Origin of the sequence: Stenotrophomonas maltophilia (genome assembly GCF_013464915.1) — a bacterium.
In the GTDB taxonomy this organism is placed as follows: Bacteria; Pseudomonadota; Gammaproteobacteria; order Xanthomonadales; family Xanthomonadaceae; genus Stenotrophomonas; species Stenotrophomonas maltophilia_AT.
In genome coordinates this window covers 43,087-63,905 of the sequence record NZ_RAVT01000045.1, presented here as the reverse complement: position 1 = coordinate 63,905, position 20,819 = coordinate 43,087, and the positions used below count along the sequence as shown (strand labels likewise).

At 68.0% G+C, this 20,819-nt stretch carries 18 protein-coding genes; all 18 read right to left on the bottom strand.

The window, feature by feature from the left end:
* Positions 1–353 precede the first annotated feature (353 nt).
* Complete coding sequence (locus tag D7T59_RS15715; protein ID WP_180853117.1) at positions 354–2,732, bottom strand: methyl-accepting chemotaxis protein; 2,379 nt, start codon at positions 2,730–2,732, stop codon at positions 354–356.
* A 101-nt stretch (positions 2,733–2,833) separates the two neighbouring features.
* Complete coding sequence (locus D7T59_RS15710) at positions 2,834–3,217, bottom strand: hypothetical protein (protein WP_005409515.1); 384 nt, start codon at positions 3,215–3,217, stop codon at positions 2,834–2,836.
* Between the two features lie 136 nt (positions 3,218–3,353).
* Entirely contained in the window at positions 3,354–3,845 is a 492-nt protein-coding gene (locus D7T59_RS15705; RefSeq protein WP_110712204.1) for a chemotaxis protein CheW, read from the bottom strand.
* A gap of 289 nt (positions 3,846–4,134) precedes the next feature.
* Complete coding sequence (locus D7T59_RS15700; protein ID WP_164139344.1) at positions 4,135–4,908, bottom strand: flagellar brake protein; 774 nt, start codon at positions 4,906–4,908, stop codon at positions 4,135–4,137.
* A gap of 158 nt (positions 4,909–5,066) precedes the next feature.
* Positions 5,067–7,316, bottom strand: a complete 2,250-nt coding sequence (locus D7T59_RS15695; RefSeq protein WP_180853116.1) for a methyl-accepting chemotaxis protein — start codon at positions 7,314–7,316, stop codon at positions 5,067–5,069.
* A gap of 357 nt (positions 7,317–7,673) precedes the next feature.
* Positions 7,674–9,668, bottom strand: coding sequence for a chemotaxis protein CheA (locus tag D7T59_RS15690; RefSeq protein WP_180882686.1), 1,995 nt, complete (start codon positions 9,666–9,668; stop codon positions 7,674–7,676).
* A gap of 45 nt (positions 9,669–9,713) precedes the next feature.
* Positions 9,714–10,079 (bottom strand): response regulator, encoded by a 366-nt coding sequence (locus D7T59_RS15685; protein WP_005409521.1) that lies wholly within the window; start codon positions 10,077–10,079, stop codon positions 9,714–9,716.
* Complete coding sequence (locus D7T59_RS15680; RefSeq protein ID WP_005409522.1) at positions 10,076–10,384, bottom strand: STAS domain-containing protein; 309 nt, start codon at positions 10,382–10,384, stop codon at positions 10,076–10,078. The genes D7T59_RS15685 and D7T59_RS15680 overlap by 4 nt, the downstream gene beginning before the upstream one ends.
* A 374-nt stretch (positions 10,385–10,758) precedes the next feature.
* Entirely contained in the window at positions 10,759–12,033 is a 1,275-nt protein-coding gene (locus D7T59_RS15675) for a chemotaxis protein CheW (RefSeq protein ID WP_180853114.1), read from the bottom strand.
* Entirely contained in the window at positions 12,030–12,812 is a 783-nt protein-coding gene (locus D7T59_RS15670) for a ParA family protein (RefSeq protein WP_071229213.1), read from the bottom strand. Before D7T59_RS15670 ends, D7T59_RS15675 begins: the two co-directional genes overlap by 4 nt.
* Positions 12,813–12,816: 4 nt before the next feature.
* Positions 12,817–13,833: a flagellar motor protein MotD gene (gene motD / locus D7T59_RS15665; protein ID WP_164138320.1), complete on the bottom strand. Its 1,017-nt coding sequence runs from the start codon at positions 13,831–13,833 to the stop codon at positions 12,817–12,819.
* Position 13,834: 1 nt separating this feature from the next.
* Positions 13,835–14,575: a flagellar motor protein gene (locus D7T59_RS15660; protein ID WP_005409527.1), complete on the bottom strand. Its 741-nt coding sequence runs from the start codon at positions 14,573–14,575 to the stop codon at positions 13,835–13,837.
* Between the two features lie 101 nt (positions 14,576–14,676).
* Entirely contained in the window at positions 14,677–16,506 is a 1,830-nt protein-coding gene (locus D7T59_RS15655; RefSeq protein WP_180853113.1) for a chemotaxis protein CheA, read from the bottom strand.
* A 2-nt stretch (positions 16,507–16,508) separates the two neighbouring features.
* Positions 16,509–17,114 carry a protein phosphatase CheZ gene (locus tag D7T59_RS15650; protein ID WP_049465790.1) on the bottom strand — a complete coding sequence of 202 codons (606 nt, stop codon included), beginning with the start codon at positions 17,112–17,114 and terminating at the stop codon, positions 16,509–16,511.
* Positions 17,114–17,506: a chemotaxis response regulator CheY gene (gene cheY, locus D7T59_RS15645; protein WP_005413247.1), complete on the bottom strand. Its 393-nt coding sequence runs from the start codon at positions 17,504–17,506 to the stop codon at positions 17,114–17,116. Before cheY ends, D7T59_RS15650 begins: the two co-directional genes overlap by 1 nt.
* Before the next feature lie 57 nt (positions 17,507–17,563).
* Complete coding sequence (locus D7T59_RS15640; RefSeq protein WP_005413248.1) at positions 17,564–18,307, bottom strand: RNA polymerase sigma factor FliA; 744 nt, start codon at positions 18,305–18,307, stop codon at positions 17,564–17,566.
* Positions 18,304–19,191, bottom strand: a complete 888-nt coding sequence (locus tag D7T59_RS15635) for a MinD/ParA family ATP-binding protein (protein ID WP_008267550.1) — start codon at positions 19,189–19,191, stop codon at positions 18,304–18,306. The genes D7T59_RS15640 and D7T59_RS15635 overlap by 4 nt, the downstream gene beginning before the upstream one ends.
* Positions 19,178–20,800: a flagellar biosynthesis GTPase FlhF gene (flhF, locus tag D7T59_RS15630; RefSeq protein WP_180853112.1), complete on the bottom strand. Its 1,623-nt coding sequence runs from the start codon at positions 20,798–20,800 to the stop codon at positions 19,178–19,180. Before flhF ends, D7T59_RS15635 begins: the two co-directional genes overlap by 14 nt.
* Positions 20,801–20,819: the final 19 nt, after the last annotated feature.

Genomic DNA, 20,819 nt, shown 5'->3' with positions numbered 1-20,819 from the left:
GTCAKATCCKTTTTCCTGCGKAAAACGKATCTGACCCCGGAAGCAAGGCGGCTCTTGCTCTTGCTCTTGCTCTTGCTTCTTCAATCCGGGGTGGACGCGCACGGAAACTGTCCGTGGCCGGGAGGGTGGATTGCGCAGGGGTGTCCGCGGCATGGATGCCGCGGCCAAGCCCCCAGGGACGGGTTCACGGCGTCCCCTGCGCAATCCACCCTCCCGGCCCAAGCGAAGGAAATCCGCCGCTCTCCGCGAGCACCCCGAGGGGCTTCGCCGTTGGCTGGATATCCAGATACCCCGTAAACGAAAACGCCCCAGCGCAGGGCCAGGGCGTTCTCGTGCGTCAGGTCAGGCAGGCATCAGAATTCCTGCCAGTCTCCGTCCGCCAGTTCGGTGGCCATCGAGCGACCACCCGCGGTGCGGCGGGCGGGCGGGGCAGCCGGAGCCGGTGCTGCCGGTGCGGCAACACGCGGGGCCGGGGCAGCGGCGCGCGACGGGGCAACCACGGTATCGGCTTCGTCGACCACGAAGATCGACACCGCCTCGCTGAGGTGGCCGGCCTGTTCTTCCATCGCGCGCGCGGCGGCGGTGGCTTCTTCCACCAGCGCAGCGTTCTGCTGGGTGGTTTCGTCCATCTGCACCACGGTCTGGTTGACCTGCTCGATGCCGGCCGACTGTTCCTGCGAAGCGGCGGAGATCTCGGCCATGATGTCGGTCACGCGCTGCACCGAGGCGACGATCTCGCCCATGGTCGCGCCGGCCTTGTGCACCAGTGCCGAGCCGTCGTTGACCTTGCCGACCGAATCGTCGATCAGGCCCTTGATCTCCTTGGCAGCGGCGGCCGAGCGCTGGGCCAGGGTGCGCACTTCGCTGGCGACCACGGCAAAGCCACGGCCCTGTTCACCGGCACGCGCGGCTTCCACTGCGGCGTTCAGCGCCAGGATGTTGGTCTGGAAGGCAATGCCGTCGATGACGCTGATGATCTCGGCGATCTTCTTCGACGAGGCTTCGATGGCCGACATGGTGGTGACCACCTGGCCGACCACGTCGCCACCCTGCGAGGCGACGCCATGCGCGCCGATGGCGAGCTGGTTGGCCTGGCGTGCATGTTCGGCGTTCTGGCGCACGGTGGAGGTCAGTTCCTCCATCGAGGCGGCGGTTTCTTCCAGGTTGGCGGCCTGCTGCTCGGTACGGCGCGACAGGTCACTGTTGCCCGAGGCGATTTCGCCGGCGGCCGAGCTGATCGCGCGGCTGGACTGCTTGATGCGGGTGACGATTTCACTCAGCTGCGCGGCGGTGGCGTTGGCGTCGTCGCGCATGCGGGCGAACACGCCCTGGTAGTCGCCGTGCATGCGCACGGTCAGGTCACCCTGCGACAGCGCGGCGAGCAGGCCGGAGATCTGTTCGATGCTGCCGGCATTGGCGTCGAGCAGGCCGTTGATCTGCTGCGCCAGCTGCAGGAAGAAGCCTTCCTTGTCGCTGGCGTCGATGCGGCCGGACAGGTCGCCGGCCGCCGCCTGGGCGATGACGCGCGCCACTTCGGCTTCGACCAGGGCTTCCTGGGTACGGTCGCGCCATTCCACCACGTAGCCGACGGTGTCGCCGCCTTCATTGCGGATGGTCGACACCACCTGCGCGAACTGGGCATCGCCGTACTGCATCGGGCGACGGGCGACGCCGTGCGCCTTCAGGTTGCCCAGCAGGGTCTGGTCCATCTCGCCGCGGTGTTCCAGCACGGTGACCGGCTTGCCGATCAGCGAGGCCTGGGCGTCGAAGTCCGGCAGGTCGCGGCGCACTTCATCCTGGTACTGGCTCAGGGTCTGCTGCAGGGCGCGGTTGCTGTAGACGATGGTGTTGCTGGTATCGGTCAGGTAGACGCCGGTCGAGCTGTAGTCCAGCGCGGTACGGATGCGCAGGTTCTCGCGGGCAACGGCCTGGTCGGTTTCGATGCGCTCGCGCAGGTCGCGCTGCATGCGCTGCATGGCCTGCATCAGCTCGCCCACTTCGTCCTGGCGGCTGACATCAATGTGGCCATCGAGCTTGCCGCCGGCGACGTCGTTGGCGACCGAAACGGCGCCACGCACGCTGCCGACCAGGGCGCGGGCGAACAGCCAGACCAGCACCAGGCCGAGTGCGGCGCCGCCCAACAGGGCGATCACGGTCAGCACGGCGGAGGCGGAATAGGTGGATGCGGCCTCTTCGCGCGAGGCGCGGGCGAGGCGGTTGTCTTCGGCGATCAGCGCTTCCAGCGCCGAAGCAGCCTTGCGGTGCTTGGTACGGGTCTCGCCCACGAAGGTATCGATGGCATCGTCCGGCAGGTCCAGCTCCAGCATCTCGGTGACGCTGTCATAGGAGGCCAGGGCGTCCTTCCATTCCTTGGCGAAGGTATCGAACAGCTTCTTCTGCTGCGCGTTGTCGACCAGCTTCGGGTAGTCCTTGATCGACGTGTCCATGCTGGTGCGCAGGTCGACGGCCTGCTTGCGCGCGTCGGACTTGACGTCATCGCTGGCGCGGATCAGCTGCTGGTAGGCGGCATTGCGGTACTCGCCCAGCATGCCGCGCATCTCGCCGGCCATGCGGATGCTTTCCATGCGCGAACCGGCCAACTCGGTGGTGACGTTGTTCAGCGAATGCAGTCCGCGATAGGCGACGATGCCCTGCAGCAGCATCACCAGCAGGAGGACACCGAAGGTCAACAGCAGCTTCGGCATCAGTTTCAGGTTGTTGATCCACGGCATGGGCGTTGCGATCTCCTAAGGCAGACGCGTCCGGGCATCGGGCCCGGTTGCAGCAGAAACCACGCCGGCACAAGCTCCGGCGTGGTTCGACGGACAGCGGATTACTTGATGTTGGCCAGCTTCAGGCCTGCCGGCGAGCTGACTTCGATTTCCGCGCGCGAGGCGTCGCGCTGGATCTTGCCGATCACGCACACGGTCTTGCCTTCCAGGGTTTCCAGCGGGAAGGAGAACTTGCCGCGGTTCTCGCCGGCGATGCGGGCCGAGAAGGTGTGGCGCGGGAAGGCGCCGCCCATGTACAGGAAGGTCGGCTGGCCTTCGGAACCTTCTGCGTAGCGGGCCTTTTCGACCTTGCCACAGACCATGCCGTCCTTGCCGACCGAACGCGGGGCCAGTTCCGGCGGGATCATGTCGGCCGCCTGGGCAAACGCGGAGGAAGCGGTGGTGGCCAGGACAGCGGCCGAAACGAACGCAAGCAGGGACTTCATCGAGGTGTATCTCCGGGGATGGTGATGGTCGTTCCGGTTCCGCGCGCTCCTGCGCGACCGGCTTCTGTCCCCCTATCGGCACTGCCGGGGGGAACTGAAGGGTTTTGTGACCAGAACGTGAAGCAGGTCCGCTGGGTCAGGCGGCAGCGTCTTCGGCGAGGGCGGTCTGGCCCATGTCGGCGCTGTCGAGCAGGGTCTCGATGTCCAGCAGGATCAGCATGCGGTCGTCGTGGGTGCCGATGCCGGAGATGAAGCGGGTATCGACCGCAGCGCCGAACTCCGGGGTCGGGCGGATCTGCTCGGCCGACAGCGGGATCACGTCCGACACGCTGTCGACCACGATGCCGACCACGCGGTCTTCGACATTGAGCACGATCATCACGGTGAAGGCATCGTAGCGGGCATTGTCCAGGCGCAACTTCAGGCGCAGGTCGATGACCGGCACGATGGTGCCGCGCAGGTTGATCACGCCCTTGATGTAGTCCGGGGCATCCGGCACGCGGGTGACCGCATCGTAGCCACGGATTTCCTGCACCTTGAGGATGTCCACGCCGTAGTGCTCGGCGCCGAGGGTGAAGCTGAGGAATTCGCCACCGGCGCTGGCGGCGGAGCTGGTCTTGTCGTTCATCGAGGGGTCCTGGTTCTGCCGGAAGTCCCGGTGTCAGGCTCGATATCGGCCCCGCGCGGGGGGACTTTAGGTGCCGGGGAAGAGGCATCCACGCATGGCGTGGATCTACCGGGGCGTGGGTTGGGCATCCACGCATGGCGTGGATCTACACGGGAAGCGGTAGTACCGGCCGCTGGCCGGCAGCAGCCGTATCCACGTTGTCGGGGATGGGGGTCAGATCCCTTTCCAGGGAAAAGGGATCTGACCCCGGTATACGTTCCAGGGTTGCCTGCCGGCGGCCGGCACTACCTTACATCTCGCCGTTGCGGCGGGCCTTGCGCTGGCGGTCGATGCGGAAGATGTAGCGCTGGATGGCGCTGTCGCCACCGCGCGGCAGGCTGTCAAAGCGCATGCCCACGCGCTTGACCTCGATGCCGTTGGGCTGTCGCTGTGGCAGCAGGTTGCAGACCACCAGTTCGATGTCCAGGTCCGGGCCATCGGGCAGCGACAGCTGCGCCGGGTAGCGCTTCTGCAGGCCGAACACGGCACAGTCGTTGGGCACCACTACGGCCAGGCCACCACCGCTGATGTCCACGACCCGCATCGACAGCGCTTCGGCGCGGGCTTCGCCGGCTGGCAGCAGCAGCTGTGGCGAGTCGGTGACCGGGGTCTCCAGCCGGTACAGCTCGCGGCGCTGCAGGTGCACCAGTTCGTCCGGCAGCGGGGCGCGGAAGGCGACGTGGCCATCGTTGTCCACGCGCTGCAGCGCGTGCAGGCGGAACCGCACGAGGACACGTTCAAGCTGGGCGAAGCAGAGCAGATGGTCGGCCTGCTCGGCGGCGCGGTTCGATGCCTCCTGCGGGCTGCCGTCGAGCAGCAGGTAGTCTTCGTCCTCGTCGAGATCAAGCAGGGCGGTCGGGAACGAACGATCCCGGCCGTCGATATGCGCATTGATCAGCGATCGCTGGTCGATCAGCGAGCGCAGCAGCTGCCGCAGCTGGCGGGGGTTGCGGACCAGGAAGCGTTCGTCCGCGGCGTCGGCCGCGTGGACATCGTGCAGTTCAGTGTCGTGGCCGTCGGACATGGAATCTGTGATCAGGGGCGGGCGCCAGCACGCGTTGGCGCGAGGCTCGATGGGGATATCGGCCTCTGCATTGGATTATGAAGTGAGATTTGCATCACTTTCCATGCGTAAGGGGTCAGATCCCTTTCCCGTGGGAAAGGGAGCTGACCCCGGGTACATCAGAACTCCTGCCAATCACCCTCGGCAGCCAGCGCCGGCTGGGCGGCCGATGTGCGCAACGGTCGTGCCGATGCTGCCTTGGCGGCGGGCAGGGCGGCCGCGACCTGGCGTGGCTGCGGCGCATTTGCCAGCCGTGCCGGCGCAGCGGCGACGCCCTGCGATGCCAGCCGGAAGCGCGCCACGGCTTCGCCCAGCTGCACGGCCTGGTCTTCCATTGCACGCGCGGCCGCCGTGGCTTCCTCCACCAGCGCCGCGTTCTGCTGGGTGGTTTCGTCCATCTGCACCACGGTCTGGTTGACCTGCTCGATGCCGGCCGACTGCTCCTGAGAGGCGGCGGAGATCTCGGCCATGATGTCGGTCACGCGCTGCACCGAGGCGACGATCTCGCCCATGGTGTTGCCGGCCTGGTGGACCAGGCTGGAGCCTTCGGCGACCTTGCCGACCGAATCATCGATCAGGCCCTTGATCTCTTTGGCGGCCGCAGCCGAGCGCTGGGCGAGGGTACGCACTTCGCTGGCGACCACGGCGAAGCCGCGACCCTGTTCACCAGCACGCGCGGCTTCCACCGCCGCGTTCAGCGCCAGGATGTTGGTCTGGAAGGCGATGCCGTCGATGACGCTGATGATCTCGGCGATCTTCTTCGACGAGGCTTCGATGGCCGACATGGTGGTGACCACCTGGCCGACGACTTCACCGCCCTGCGAGGCGACGCCATGCGCGCCGATGGCGAGCTGGTTGGCCTGGCGGGCGTGTTCGGCGTTCTGGCGCACGGTGGAGGTCAGTTCCTCCATCGAGGCGGCGGTTTCTTCCAGGTTGGCGGCCTGCTGCTCGGTGCGGCGCGACAGGTCGCTGTTGCCGGAGGCGATCTCGCCGGCGGCCAGGGTGATGCTGGAGGCACTGGCCTGGATCTGGCCGACGATCTGGGTCAGCTGCGCGACAGTGGTATTGGCGTCGTCACGCATGCGCGCGAACACGCCGTTGAACTGGCCGTCCATGCGCGCGGTCAGGTCGCCGGCAGCGATCGACTGCAGCAGCTGCGAGAGCTGGCCGAGGTTGCCGTCGGCCACCTGCATCATGCTGTTGAGCTGCTCGATCATCACGCGGAAATCGTGATCGAAACGCTGCGCATCACCGCGCTGGCTGAAGTCGCCGGCGGCGGCGGCCGAGGCCAGCTGCTGGATCTGCGTGTTGATGGCCAGCAGGCTGGCCTTGGCCGCATCCATCGACTCGTGCAGGATCGCGCGGCTGCCCGGCAGGCGGCGTGCGTCCGGGGTAAGGTTGCCGGTGGCGTACTGGTTGAGCACGTCGATGGCATCGCGGATCGAGTCGAGATGCTCGAAGATGACCGTGTTGATGCCGCTGGCCAGCTGCCCGTAGACGCCCGGGAAGTCTTCCGGAATGCGGTGGCTGATGTCCGGGCCGGCGTGCATCTGCGCCATCAGCTGGGTTTGCTCGGAGAAGCGGCGCAGCATCGCGGTCATTTCGGTGGTGGCCGCCAGCATGCGGCCAGCCTCGTCCTTGCCGGTGCTCTGGGTGGTGACGCTGAGGTCGCCGCGTGCGACGGCCTGGATGGCGTTCACGGCCTTGCCGAGCGGGCCGACCACGGCGCGTGAGATGACCACCGCCAGGGTTGCGGCGACCACAACCAGCAATACGACGGCGGCAATGATAGCCAGCATGCTGTTGCGGTGGGTGGCATTGGCGTTGTCGATCTTGCCCTGCATCAGCGAGCTGCTGTACGCGCCCAGTGCCTTGAGGTCTTCAAAGGCTTTGCGGCGCAGTGGGCGCGACTGGTCGTCGGAGATCTGCCGTGCGACGACGCCATCGCCGGCAGTGGCCGCTTCGCGCAGCTTGGCATTGGCTGCGAAGTAGCCATCGACGTCGGCCTGCACGGCGCGGTAGAGCTCGCGCTCCTTGGCGCCGGCCGGCAGCTTGGCGTACGCGGCCAGCTGTTCGCGCACGACGGCGGCGGTGTCGTCCATGCGCTTGTTGTAGTCGGCCACCTTCTCGGGCTGGTCCAGCATGCTCAGCTGGGCCAGCTCATAGGTACGGAACTCACCCAGCTGCGAGCGCACTTCGCCGAGGTACTGCACGGACGGAATATCGTTGGAGGCCATGGCGCTCAGCTGCGCGTTGGCCTCGGACAGGCGGACCAGGGCGAAGGCACCCAGTACGACGGTCATCAGGGTGGTGAGGGTGAACCCCACGGCCAGCTTGCGGGCGATGGGCAGATCGTGGAACCACTTCATGCAGGGTGCTCCAGGTGGGCAGGGCGCCGGCGCTGTTGCGTCGGCTGGGGGTGGTTGCAGAGCGAACGGTGGTGCCCGGTGGGGGTTCGGTGACGGCCGTCAAAGCGAAATAGCGGCGCAGTTCGGATGGACTTTATGGACGCAGATCACATTCGGTTGCGTAGGGATGACGGCGCGAAAGTGCCGCCGTGGCGGGGCTCGCGCTTGCATGACGTAGTTGCGCGCGAAACCTTCGCGTCGACGGAGTTCACGGAATACAGGGCGCAGTGGGTTGGGGTCAGATCCCTTGGCAGGGCGCGCGCAAACAAAAACCGCCGCCCCGAAGGGCGGCGGTCCAGTACACGCCTGCAGCGTGGATCAGGCGGCCTGCGGCATCCGCAGCGAGCGTACCAGGCCGCCGATGTCGACGATCAGGGCCACGCGGCCATCGCCGAGGATGGTGGCACCGGACACCCCGCCGATGCGGCGGTAGTTGTTCTCGATGTTCTTCACCACCACCTGCTGCTGGCCGACCAGCTCGTCCACTTCCAGTGCGATCTTCTGGCCATCGCCTTCGACCACGACCACCAGCGATTCGCTGCCCGGTGCACGGTTGCCGTAGCCGTAGTACTCGCTCAGCGAGAGGATGGGCAGGTACTCGCCACGCACGCGCAGCACGCGGCCTTCGCCGGCCATGCTGCGGATGTCCTCGGGCTGCGGCTGCAGGGCCTCCAGGACGTAGGCCAGTGGCAGGATCAGCGTCTCGCCCGCCACCGCTACGGTCATGCCATCGAGGATGGCCAGGGTGAGTGGCAGGCGGATCAGCGTGCGGGTGCCGGCGCCGAGGCTGCTTTCGATCTGCACCTCGCCACCCAGCGCCTGGATGTTGCGGCGGACCACGTCCATGCCGACGCCGCGCCCGGACAGATCGGTGACTGCATCGGCGGTGGAGAAGCCGGGTTGGAAGATCAGGTCCCAGACCTGCGAATCGGTCGGGTTGTCCGGCACGGCCAGACCACGTTCGGTGGCCTTGGCCAGGATCTTGGCGCGATCCAGGCCGCGGCCGTCGTCGCTCACTTCGATGACGATGTGCCCGCCCTGGTGCGATGCGGCCAGGGTGATCGTGCCGGTCTCGTCCTTGCCCGCGCCGCGACGCACGTCGGGCATTTCCAGGCCGTGGTCGATCGAATTGCGCACCAGGTGCACCAGCGGATCGGCGATCTTCTCGATCAGGCCCTTGTCCAGCTCGGTGCCTTCGCCGACGGTGCGCAGGCGCACCTGCTTGCCCAGGCGGCTGGAAAGGTCGCGGACCAGGCGCGGGAAGCGGCGGAACACCGCATCGACCGGCAGCATGCGCACGCCGATCACCGCTTCCTGCAGGTCGCGGGTGTTGCGTTCCAGCTGGTCCAGGCCGGCGAACAGGCTCTCGGCGTGGACCGGGTCCAGCGCGTGCGAGACCTGCTTGAGCATGGCCTGGGTGATGACCAGTTCGCCGACCAGGTTGATCAGCGCATCGACCTTGTCGACGCTGACGCGGATCGATGTCTCGGCTTCCTGGCTGGCAGCGCCGCTGGCGGCGGGCGCAGCAGGTGCCGCCGGTACGACGGCAGCAGGTGTGGAAGGGGCTGCTGCAACGGGGGCCTGGGTAGCCAGGCTCGGCGGCGCTGCCGGACGGATGTCCAGCTCGCAGTCGTCCAGTACCCAGGCGAAGGTGTCTTCGATCTTGCTGCGCGGCACCTTGCCGACCAGACCGAGGTCCCATGCCAGGTGGGCCTCGAGCGGGTCGAGCTGGGCAAAGCCGGGCAGGCGCTCCATGCGCGCGGCCACCTGCAGCGAACCGAGGTGTTCCAGTTCGCGGATGATGCGCAAGGGGTCGTTGCCGCTCATGAACAACGAAGGTGCCGGGGTGAAACCGATCTGCCAGGCTTCCGGCGTATCGTCCACCTTGGCGGCGGCGGCAGCGGCCGGCACGCTCGGTGCGGCCTGGCCGGAGAGAACGGCTTCCAGGCGTGCCTTCACCGCTGCGACAGCGGCAGGGTCGGCAGCCTGGCCGTGCTCGGCCTCGCGCAGCAGTGCGCGCAGCACATCCACCGAGGACAGCATGGCATCGACAGCGTGGCCTTCCAGGGCCCGCTTGCCGGCACGCAGCTCATCGAGCAGCGTTTCCAGCACGTGGGTCAGGCCGGCGATGGCGTCGAAGCCGAAGGTGCCGGCGCCGCCCKTGATGGAGTGGGCGGCGCGGAACACCGAATTGATGATCTCCGCGTCCTGCTGCCCCGATTCCAGGGCCAGCAGGCCAGCCTCCATCGCGTCGAGGCCTTCGCGGCTCTCCTCGAAGAAGGTGGCGTGGAAGCGTTGCAGGTCCATGCTCATGGCAGTGGTGGTCCGGAAGCGAAGAAGGGGAGCGGTGCGGGGCGATCAGCCCAGCACTTTCTGCACGGTGGCGACCAGCTGTTCCGGATTGAACGGCTTGACCAGCCAGCCGGTGGCGCCGGCGGCCTTGCCTTCGGACTTCTTGTCGGCGGCCGATTCGGTGGTCAGCATCAGCAGCGGGGTGAACTTGTAGTCCGGCAGCTGGCGCAGTTCGCGGATCAGCGCGATGCCGTCCATGTTCGGCATGTTGACGTCGGTGACCACCGCGTTGAAGCGTTGGCCCTTGGCGCGACCGAGCGCGACCGCGCCGTCTTCGGCTTCTTCGACGGCAAAACCGGCCGAGGTGAGGGCGAAGGAAACCATCTGGCGCATCGACGCCGAATCGTCCACCACCAAGATACGTGCGCTCATGCAGCGTTCTCCACAGATTTCAGGTTGTCATGGGTTACGTCCAGGCCCAGGGCCTGGGTGACGCCCAGCAGGCGCGCGGCGTCACGGAAGGTTGCGGTGCAACCGTGGAAGCCGGTGCCCAGGCCTGCCTCGCGGCGGGCCTGCACGAATGCACACAGCACCTGCACGGCGGCCGTGTGGATGCGGGCGACCTGGCTTGCATCCAGGGTCAGCTCGCCTGCCTGCGCCACCAGCGGGGCGAGGCGGTTCTTGAGCTCGGTGCTGCTCTCGATGCCGAGATCCTCACCCAGTTCGACAGTGCTCATCGTTGCTCCGGACAAACGGTTCCGTGATCCATAACGGCACCCCGGCAGGGTTCTTTAGGGGAATCGACGCGGCGCGTCGATGCGGTGTTCTTCGGGGACGGGAGATGCCGATGCTGCGCATCGGCGCCTGCCGTCCCCACTGCGCGGTCGCCATCAAAAAGGGGACGGAGGGGATTAAGTCGCAATCGCCCCTGCGATCTGCCCGGCCATCAGCCGAGTCGGCGTTTCGCGCCGACGCGTTACCTGTCGTGGACGCAAGGAATTGATCCGTTGGATCAACACCTTACGTCCCCGCTGCGCGGTCGCCGTTTCCACAGGTAGCCTCGGACGGGCGCGGGCATTTGCGACTTAATCCCCTCCGTCCCCTTTTTCGCTCAACTCAACAGCCGTGTGGCGTCCAGCAGGATCATCGGTCGCTGGCTGACCCGGGCCACGCCACGGAACAGATCATTGGAGATCTGGCAGATGCGGGCGGTATCCGGGGGTTCGATCTGCGAATCGGTGAGGTTGGCGACGTCCTCCACGGCCGACACGCGCAGGCCGATGGTCTCTCCGTCCTCTTCCAGCACCACGATGCGGGTCTGGGCGTCGTCTTCCGCCGCCGCAGCACCGAGGTGCAGGCCGAGGTCCATCACCGGCACCACCTGGCCACGCAGGTTCATGATTCCGAGCATCGCCGGTGCGGTGCCGCGCAACGGCAGCAGCGGCACCGGCAACACCACTTCCTGCACTTTCAGCAGTTCCAGCGCATACGCCTGGGTTCCGCAGCGCAGGCGCAGCCAGCGCGAGGTGCGCTCGCCGGCGCGGCGGTTCTGCGGGTGCGGGCTGCTGGCGGGCTGGTGCGCCTGTGCCTGCAGCTCCTGCCAGGTGCCGGGACGGCTGCTGGCCGGGGCATCCACGGCAACGCGCGGGGGTGGCGCGGCGGCAGCGCGTGCAGCTGGGACGGCCGGGGCGGGGGCAGGGCGCGGTGCAGGGGGCGCGACCACGGCCGGTGGCGGCGTTGGGACATCCTCGCCACCGGCGGCGGCTTCGAATGCTGCCTGCAGGCCTGGGCTGTCAGTGTGGGCGAGGTGATGGCTGTCGGCCGCGTCGGTCTCGTAGATCACTTCGTCGGGCAGGTCGTCCCAGGTGGGCTCTGGGCCACTCGTTGCCGCAGGAGCTGCTACGGGCTCCGTTTCGTGGATTACCTCATCGGGCAGGTCGTCCCAGGTCGGCTCGCGTTCGGCAGCCGCTTCGCCTGCCGGGCGCGGCTCGGCGCTGCCGCTGGTGGCGGCTTCGAAGGCGGCTTCGAGTGCGGCCGTGTCCTCGGCCACGGCGACAGTCCCGGTCTCGTAGATCACTTCGGCCGGCAGGTCGTCCCAGCTGGGCTCGCGTTCCGTGTCGGTCACGGCCGCGGTCGTGGGCGTGGATGCGGCTTCGAAGGCGGCCTGCAGGGCTGCGTCGTCTGCAGCGGGCTGCGCGACGACGGCGTCCGTCTCGTAGATGACCTCGGCGGGCAGGTCGTCCCATGTCGGCTCGCGTTCGGCGTCCGCTGCAATCGCCGGGCACGCTTCGTCGCTGGCCGGCGGCGGTGCAGCCGGTGGCGCCACGGCGATCGCTTCGCCCAGCAGTTCGTCCAGGTAGTCGTCCAGTACGCCTGTGCTGTTCATGCGGCCTGCTCCAGGGCGCGGGCATCCTCGCCGAGGATCCAGTTCAGGGCCCGGCGGTAGGCGGCCAGGCCACGGCCCGGGTAGTCCTCGCCGACGCTGGGCAGGGTCAGGCCTGCGGCGTTGCTGATGCGGGTGTCGATCGGAATGGCGTCTTCCCACACCCGGGCGCCGTGACGATCCTGCATGGTGCGCAGCGATTCGTTGCCGGCGCGGGTGCGGCGGTCGAACAGGGTGGGCAGGATCGAGATCGGCAGGGGGCGGCGGCGCGAGCGCTCGACCATCTCGCCGGTGCGGACCATGCCGTCCAGGCCATGCAGGGCCAGCGGCTCGGCCTGGGTGGGAATGATCAGGCGGTCGGCAGCGGCCAGCGCGTTGATCATCAACAGGCCGAGGGTGGGGGCACAGTCCAGCAGGATGTAGTCGTGTTGGCCCTGGTGACGCGCCAGCGCGTTCTGCAGGGCCAGGCCGAGGCCGGGCTGGTTGGCGCTGCGGCGCTCCAGCGTGGCCAGCGCCGACTGCGCGCAGACATAGTCCAGGCCGTGGATGCTGCTGGCATGGCACAGGCTGGAAAGATCTGCCGGCGGGGCGCCGAACAGTTCCAGCACGCCGGCCGGCGGCGGATCCACCGGCACGCCGAAGGCGCGGCTGAGCGAGGCATGCGGATCGAGGTCGATCAGCAGCACACGATGGCCAAGTGCGGCCAGGCCACGGCCGAGGGCGAGGGTGGTGGTGGTCTTGCCGACTCCGCCCTTCTGGTTGGCGACTGCCCAGATGCGCATCGGTTTACTCCTTCATTGCCGGGGGAACGGCGGCGCCGACGCGGCTGCCAGCCGGCACCGGCGGCAACTTCACCGGTGCGATGGGAGAGGTGGGAGCGGTAGCCGGCGTTGCTGCGGCCTGTTCGGTGGCGCTGTTGTCGGCGGCGCCGGTGGCCGCGTTCAGACGTTGGCCCAGCGGATCCACCGAGTGCGAAGTGTCGGCCAGGATGATGACCATCACCCGGCGGTTGCGGTTGCGGCCCTGCGCGCTGTCATTCTCTTCGCGCGGGCGGAACTGGCCATAGCCGACCATCGCCAGCCGCGACGGCTGCACGCCCTGGTCGGCGAACAGGTGCACCACGCTGGCGGCGCGTCCGGCCGACAGTTCCCAGTTGGACGGGAAGGTGGCGGTGGCGATCGGCACGTTGTCGGTATGACCTTCCACGCGCACGCTGTTGGGCACGTCGCGCAGCACTTCGGCCAGGCTGGCCAGGGTCTGCCGCGCATGCACGTCCAGCGCGGCCGAGCCGGTGGGGAACAGGATGTCGCTGTTGATTTCGACTTCGATCCACAGCTCGGTGCGGCGTACGCTGATCATGCCGCGGTCGATCAGCGGCGCCAGCGCGGCGGTGAGGCGGTCGGCGATGCTGTTGAGCTGGCGCTCGGCGCGCGCGATCTGTTCCTGGTTGTGTACCGAAACAGGCATGCGCATCTGCGAGGCCATCGACGGCAGCAGGGTCGGGTCGTGCGAGGGTGCCGGTGCGGACGGTCCGATCTTGGTGCCGGACTTGATCACCGACGGGCTGTCCCAGCCGCCGCCCTGCACCTGCTTGTTGCCGACCTGCACCGGGTTGATCGTGCGCGGCGCGCCACCAAAGGCATCGGTAAGCGCGTCGGCCATGATCCGGTACTTGCCTTCGTTGACCGAGGAGATCGCGTACATGACCACGAAGAAGGCGAGCAGCAGCGTCATCAGGTCGGCATAGGGGATCGCCCATGCTTCATGGTTGGCGTGCTCTTCGTGGTGCTTGCGGCGGGCCATGTCAGTGCAGGAAGCCGGAGAGGTTGGTTTCGATGTTGCGCGGGTTCTCGCCCTGGGCGATCGAGATCAGGCCTTCGATGACCATCTCGCGGTCGCGGGTGTTGTGCGAGATCACACTCTTGAGCTTGGCAGCGATCGGCAGGAACAACAGGTTGGCCGAGGCGATGCCGTAGATGGTGGCGGTGAACGCTGCAGCGATGCCGTGGCCGAGCTTGCTCGGGTCGGCCAGGTTCTTCATCACCGCAATGAGGCCGAGGACCGCACCGATGATGCCCAGCGTGGGTGCGTAGATGCCCATCGCTTCGAAGACCTTGGCGCCAGCCTGGTCCTGGTGTTCCTGGCTGCCCAGTTCGATCTCCAGCATGTGACGCATCGATTCGGGTTCAACGCCGTCCACCAGCAGCTGCAGGCCCTTGCGCAGGAACGGGTCCTGCTGCGCTTCCACCTGTGACTCCAGGCCCAGCAGGCCCTGGCGGCGGGCGATGTTGCTCCACTCGACGATCTGCTGGATCAGTTCGCGGCGATCGCTGTGCGGCGGGCGCACGACCCAGCGCACGATCTTGAACGCATGCTTGAACACCGCCGGCGAGGTGTGCAGCAGGATCGCGGCCACGGTGCCGACGATGACGATCACGAACGCCGCAGGCGACCACAGGGACGCCAGGCCGGCGCCCTTGAGGATGCTGCCACCGACCAGCGAGGCCAGGGCGAGAAAGAGTCCAATGAGGCTGAGTCTATCCATGGTTCCGGTATCGGCTTGTATGAATGGGACTTGAGACACCGGGAGAACGCGTACAGACGGTAGTCACAGTTTTCGGGTCGCCGGGCCATGCCCGGCGGGGTTCAGCGTATGCCGTCCACGTCCAGGATCAGTGCCATGCGACCATCGCCGATCAAGGTTGCACCGGCGTAACCGCGCAGGCCGCGCAGGGTCTTGGGCAGTGGCTTGATGACCACTTCCTCGCGCCCGCGCACCTGGTCCACGACCAGGCCGAAGCGCGCTTCGCCGGCCTGCAGCACCACGATGGTCAGCAGGGTCGACGCGGCGGGCGTCACATCCAGCCACTGGCGCAGGTCGACCAGCGGCAGGGTGTGCGAGCGGCGGTCGAGCACGGCGCGGCCATCGAACCAGCCCAGCGATGTGCGCGGCGCGTGCAGCACTTCCATCACGCGCGCCAGCGGCAGCGCGTAGACGTCCTCGCCGGCCTGCACCAGCAGGGTCGGCAGGATCGCGAGGGTGAGTGGCACGCGGATCAGGAAGCGGCTGCCACGACCCAGTTCCGACTGGATCTGGATCTGGCCACTCAGCTCGCGGATGCGCGACTGCACCACGTCCATGCCCACGCCACGGCCGGAAATATCGGTAACCTGCTGCTTGGTCGAGAAGCCGGGCAGGAACACCAGGTGCAGGCACTCCTCGCTGCTCAGGCGGGCAGCGGCTTCCGGGTCGATCAGGCCCTTCTCGCGCGCCTTGGCACGCAGTTTCTCGGGGTCGATGCCGGCGCCATCGTCCTGCACCTCGATGCTGACGTAGTCACCTTCCTGCTGGGCGGACAGGCGCACATGGCCCATCCGCGGCTTGCCCTGTGCTTCACGCAGGTCGGGCATTTCCACGCCGTGGTCGATGGCGTTGCGGACCAGATGCACCAGCGGGTCGGCCAGCGCTTCGACCAGGTTGCGGTCGAGCTCGGTCTCGGCGCCGACCAGCTCAAGGTCCACTTCCTTCTTCAGCGAACGGGCAACGTCGCGGGCGACCTTGGGGAAGCGCGAGAACACCTTGCCCACCGGCTGCATGCGGGTACGCATCACCGCCGACTGCAGGCGCGCAGTGGCGATGTCCAGCGTCGATACGGCGCGGTCCAGCTCCTCGTCGCGCAGGCGTGCACGCAGGGTCTTCAGGCGGTTGCGGGAAAGCACCAGTTCGCCGATCAGGTTGACGATCGCGTCCAGGCGCTTGGTGTCCACGCGCACAGTGTGCTCGGCCTCGGCCATCGGCTTGGCCGCCGGCTTGGCTGCGGGCGCCGGGACAGGTGCCGGGCGAGGTGCTGCGGCGGGTGCCGCCGCGATGGCGGCAGCAGGCTTCGCGCCTGGCGCAGCGCCACCGTGCAGCTGGTCCAGCAGGGCTTCGAACTCGTCTTCGCTGATCAGGCCATCGTCGGCCTTCTTCGCCGCCGCGACCGCGGTCGGCGCGTTGCCGCCGTGCAGCTGGTCGAGCAGGGCCTCGAACTCGTCGTCGGTGATCAGGTCGCTGCCGCCCGCCGCAGGTGCGGCTACAGCCACCGGCGCGGCAGTGCCGCCGTGCATGTCGAACTGCGCGATCAGGTCCGGCGGCGCATAGCCCGGCTCGGTACCGGAGGACACGGCGTCCAGCATCGACTGCAGGTAGTCCAGCGACTGCTGGGCGGCGTCGAAGTGGTGGGCCTGCAGTACCGCCTGCCCGGCACGCGCGATGCCCAGGGCTTCTTCAGCGGCGTGGCACAGCTCGACCATGGCGGTGACGCCAAGGAAGCCGGCGCCGCCCTTGAGCGTGTGGTAGCCGCGGAACACCGCGTTGAGTTGCTCGGTGTCCTGCGGTGCCTGCTCCAGCGACACCAGCTGTTCGCCCAGGCGATCCAGGATTTCCTGGGCCTCGATGATGAAATCGGCAGTGATGTCGTCGGATACCGCGCTCATGCTTACAGCCCCAGATCCGACAACAGGTCGTCGGCGTCGTTCTGCGAGACCGCGTGGCGGTCCAGTCCCTTCAGTGCCGGCCCGGCCAGTTCCGGGTCGGTGCGATGCTGTTCCGGCGGCAGGCCGAGCGCGCCGAAGCCTTCGTGCACGCGGCGGACGATGCCGACCACGCGACGGATGATCTGCCCGGTCAGGTCCTGGTAGCTCTGGGTCAGGGCGATCTCGGTCAGGTTGTGGCGGATGCGCTCGAGCTGCGCGTCCTGGCCCGGCTGCAGGCCTTCGGCGCGCAGTTGCTCGGTCAGGCTGCGGCATTCCTCGGCCAGGTCCAGGGTGCGGTGCGTGGCCTGTTCGGTCATCGCCACCACGTGGTCAAGGCGTGCGCAGGCGTCGTCCAGCTCACCGGCCTCGCTGGGCACGGTCGGCAGTTCACCCAGCGCCTGTCCCAGCTCGCGGGCCAGCCGCGAGAGGCCGCTCATCATCGGCTGCGTACGCAGCGCGACCAGTCCGTCGATGCGTTGCCGCCAGGCGGCTTCGTCACCGGACTCCAGTGCGTCCAGGGCTTCCTGCAGGCGCAGGGCGAGGGCGTTCCTGTCGACCGTGGTATCCATCAGGCGCTGGCCGCCAGGCGTTCGAAGATCTTGCCCAGCTTCTCTTCCAGGGTCTGCGCCGTGAACGGCTTGATGATGTAGCCGTTCACGCCGTTCTGGGCGGCTTCGATGATCTGCTCGCGCTTGGCTTCGGCGGTGACCATCAGCACCGGCAGGGTCTTCAGCTTGGCATCGGCGCGGATCGCTTTCAGCAGCTCGATGCCGGTCATCACCGGCATGTTCCAGTCGGTGACGACGAAATCGAACGGCTGGCTCTGCAGCAGCGACAGCGCGGCATGCCCGTCCTCGGCTTCGGCGGTGTTGGTGAAGCCCAGATCGCCCAGCAGGTTCTTGACGATTCGACGCATGGTCGAGAAGTCGTCGACGATCAGGATGCGCATGTTCTTGTTCAAAGCAGAGTTCCTTTGTTGTTCATTCCGGGCGGCCGGGGGCAGCCGCCTCGGGCATGTTCATTCTTCCAGGCCGGCGTCGGCGGCCTCGAAGATTTTCAATCGGCCACGCAGGCGCAGTACCGCCTGTCCGTGGATCTGGCAGACCCGCGACTCGCTTACGCCGAGCACCGCGCCGATCTCCTTCAGGTTCAGTTCCTGCTCGTAATAGAGCGAGAGCACCAGCTGTTCGCGCTCGGGCAGGTGGCCGATGGCCTTGCCCAGTTCGCGGCCGAACTCACCGCGCTCCAGCACCTGCTGCGGGGTCGGGCCGCCCTGGGCGACGGTGTCCAGCTCGCCCTGGTCCTCGATGCGCGACTCCAGGCTCAGCACCTGGCCGCGTGCGGCGTCTTCCATCAACCGCAGGTATTCAGGCAGCGGCATCTCCATCGCGGCGGCCACTTCGGTGGCGCTGGCGGCGCGGCCACTGCTCTGTTCCAGGCGGCGGATGGTGGCGGCGGCATCGCGGGCACGGCGGTGCACCGAGCGCGGTACCCAGTCGCCACGGCGGATCTCGTCGATCATCGAGCCGCGGATGCGGATCGAGGCATAGGTCTCGAACGAGGCGCCCTGGTCGGCGTCGTAGCTGCGCGAGGCCTCGATCAGGCCCATCATGCCGGCCTGGATCAGGTCGTCCACTTCAACGCTGGCAGGCAACCGCGCGGCCAGGTGGTGGGCGATGCGCCGCACCAGGTCCGAGTGCTGGGCGATGACTTCGTTGGCCGCCGAGCGCTGGACCTCCCGGTACTGGGCTGCGCCTTTCATGCGGCCACCCCGCGCTGCTTGAGGATGCGCTCGAGGAAGAACTCGACGCCGCCACGCGGTTCGGTCGGCGCCTGCCAGCGTGCGGTGCGACGGGCGATCTCGGTGATCGCCAGCGCTGCGGGGCTGGACGGATAGGCCTTCACCACCGGCTGCTGGCGCTGCACCGACAGGCGCAGCCAGTCGTCCTGCGGCACGCAGCCCAGGTAGTTCAGCGAGACATCGGCGAGGAACTTCTCGCAGACGCGGGTCAGCTTCTCGTACAGCACGCGGCCCTCGTTGGGGTCGCGCACCATGTTGGCCACCACCTGGATGCGGTCCACGCCGCGTTCGCGCGAGAGCACCTTGATCAGCGCGTAGGCGTCGGTGATCGAAGCCGGTTCGTCACAGACCACCACCACGGTGTCCTGCGCGGCCTGGCAGAAGGTCAGCACGCCGTCGGTGATGCCCGCGGCGGTGTCGACCACCATGATGTCCAGTTCACGTTCCAGCTCGGAGAACACGTTGACCAGGCCGACGTGCTCGGCCGGGGCCAGCTCGGCCATGTGCCGGCGGCCGGATGCGGCCGGCACCACCAGCACGCCGTTCGGGCCTTCGACGATGACGTCTTCCAGCGAGCAGCGGCCGGCGACCAGGTCGGCCAGCGTAAAGGTGGGGTTCAACCCCAGGATCACGTCGATGTTGGCCAGGCCAAGGTCGGCGTCCAGCAGCAGCGTGCGCTTGCCCATGCCGGCCAGCGCCACGGCCAGGTTGGCCGACACATTCGTCTTGCCCACGCCGCCCTTGCCGCCGGTCACGGCGATGGTGCGCACAGGGCCGAGCGGCTCGCTGCGGGTGGCCGACAGCGGGAAGGTCTTGGTCAGCTTGGCGTACTCACGCGACGGCATGGTTCAACTCCGGGTTGCAGGGCATATCGGCCGCTCGGCGCAAATCTTCAAGGCGAAGTACAAGATTGGCTGCACTGGCCCGGTGCAGGTCGTCCGGAACGTCCTGGCCATCGGTCACCCAGGTGATCGGCAGGGCGTGGTCCACGGCCACCGACAGGGCGTTGCCGAAGCGGCCGGTCTCGTCCAGCTTGCTCAGCACCAGGCCCTGCAGGTTGGCCGCACCGAAGCGGCGGACCACTTCGTCCATGTCGCCGAAGCTGGTGTTGGCCGGCAGCACCAGCAGGGTGCGCACCTGGCGGGCGGCGCGCAGCCACTGCAGCTGGGCGGCCAGTGCGCGGTCGCGCGGGCCCAGCCCGGCGGTGTCGATCAGCACCAGCTTGTAGTCCTTCAGCCGCTCCAGCAGCTGGTCCAGGTCGGTGCCGCTGTTGGCTTCGTGCACGGCGATGCCGAGCTGGCGGCCGTAGCCGTACAGCTGCTCGCGGGCGCCGATGCGGGTGGTGTCGGTGGTGACCAGGGCGACGTCACGCGGCGCGTGTTTCTCGGCGAAGCGCGAGGCCAGCTTGGCGATGGTGGTGGTCTTGCCGGCGCCGGTCGGGCCGACCAGGGCGATCACGCCGCCTTCCTCCAGCGGGTCGACCGGGGCGATCGGCAGCTTGCGCGAGATCAGCCCCAGCATCAGGCCGCGGCCACGGTGGGCTTCAGTCTCCAGCGGAATCTGCATGGCCACGTCGCGGGCCAGGCCGGCATCAAAGCCGTACTCGTCCATCAGGTCCAGCGCGGTGGCGCGCACCGGGCAGCCACGCAGGCGCTCGTCGGTGAAGCGATTCATCTCGCGCTCGATCACCTGGCGCATGCCGGCCACTTCCTGGCGCAGCTGGCGGATCTCGGCGTCGTCCTGGGCGACCACGGTCAGCGTCGGTGCCGGGGCCAGCACGGGGGCCGGACTGGCTTCGACGACGGCTTCGGGCGTTGCCGGTTCGCTGGCGGCCATGGCGGGCTGCGCGTCGATCGCGGCGGCGTTCGGCAGCGGCGGCGGCTGCACGGCCGGGGCCACGCTTTCGTGATGCATGTCGTGTGGCGGGTCGATCTGGAAGCGGGCGCGGTTGGCCGGCGCGATGGCGGCCGGCGCCGGTGCGACGATGGCCTCGGCGAACGGGGCGAAGATCTGTTCCGGCAGCGCCGGTTCGTTGACGGCGGCGCGCGCCAGTGTGGCGGCGAAGCCGGTGCTGCCGCGGGTCGGTACGATCTCGTCGGCGCTGTCCAGGGTGCGGCCGGTGGCGCCGACGGCCGCACGGGCGAGGGCGGCCACGGCCGAGGTGGTGGCGGCCACCGGCTCCGGCGCCGGGGTAGCGCTGCGGCGGCGGGTCACCGCAGCGATCACCGCATCGGCGGCGGTACGCGGCTTGGGTGCCGGCGGAGGAGCGACGTCACGACGCGAGGCTTCCAGTGCGCGCTGCACGGCGCTCTCGTCGTAGTTGGCGGCGGCGACGATCTCGATGCCTTCCTCGATCCGGCGGTTGGACAGGATCACGGCGTCAGGACCATGTTCCTTGCGCACCAGGTTCATGGCCGAGCGCATGTCGGCGGCGACGAATCGTTTGATTTTCATGCTGTGGTCACGGGACGAA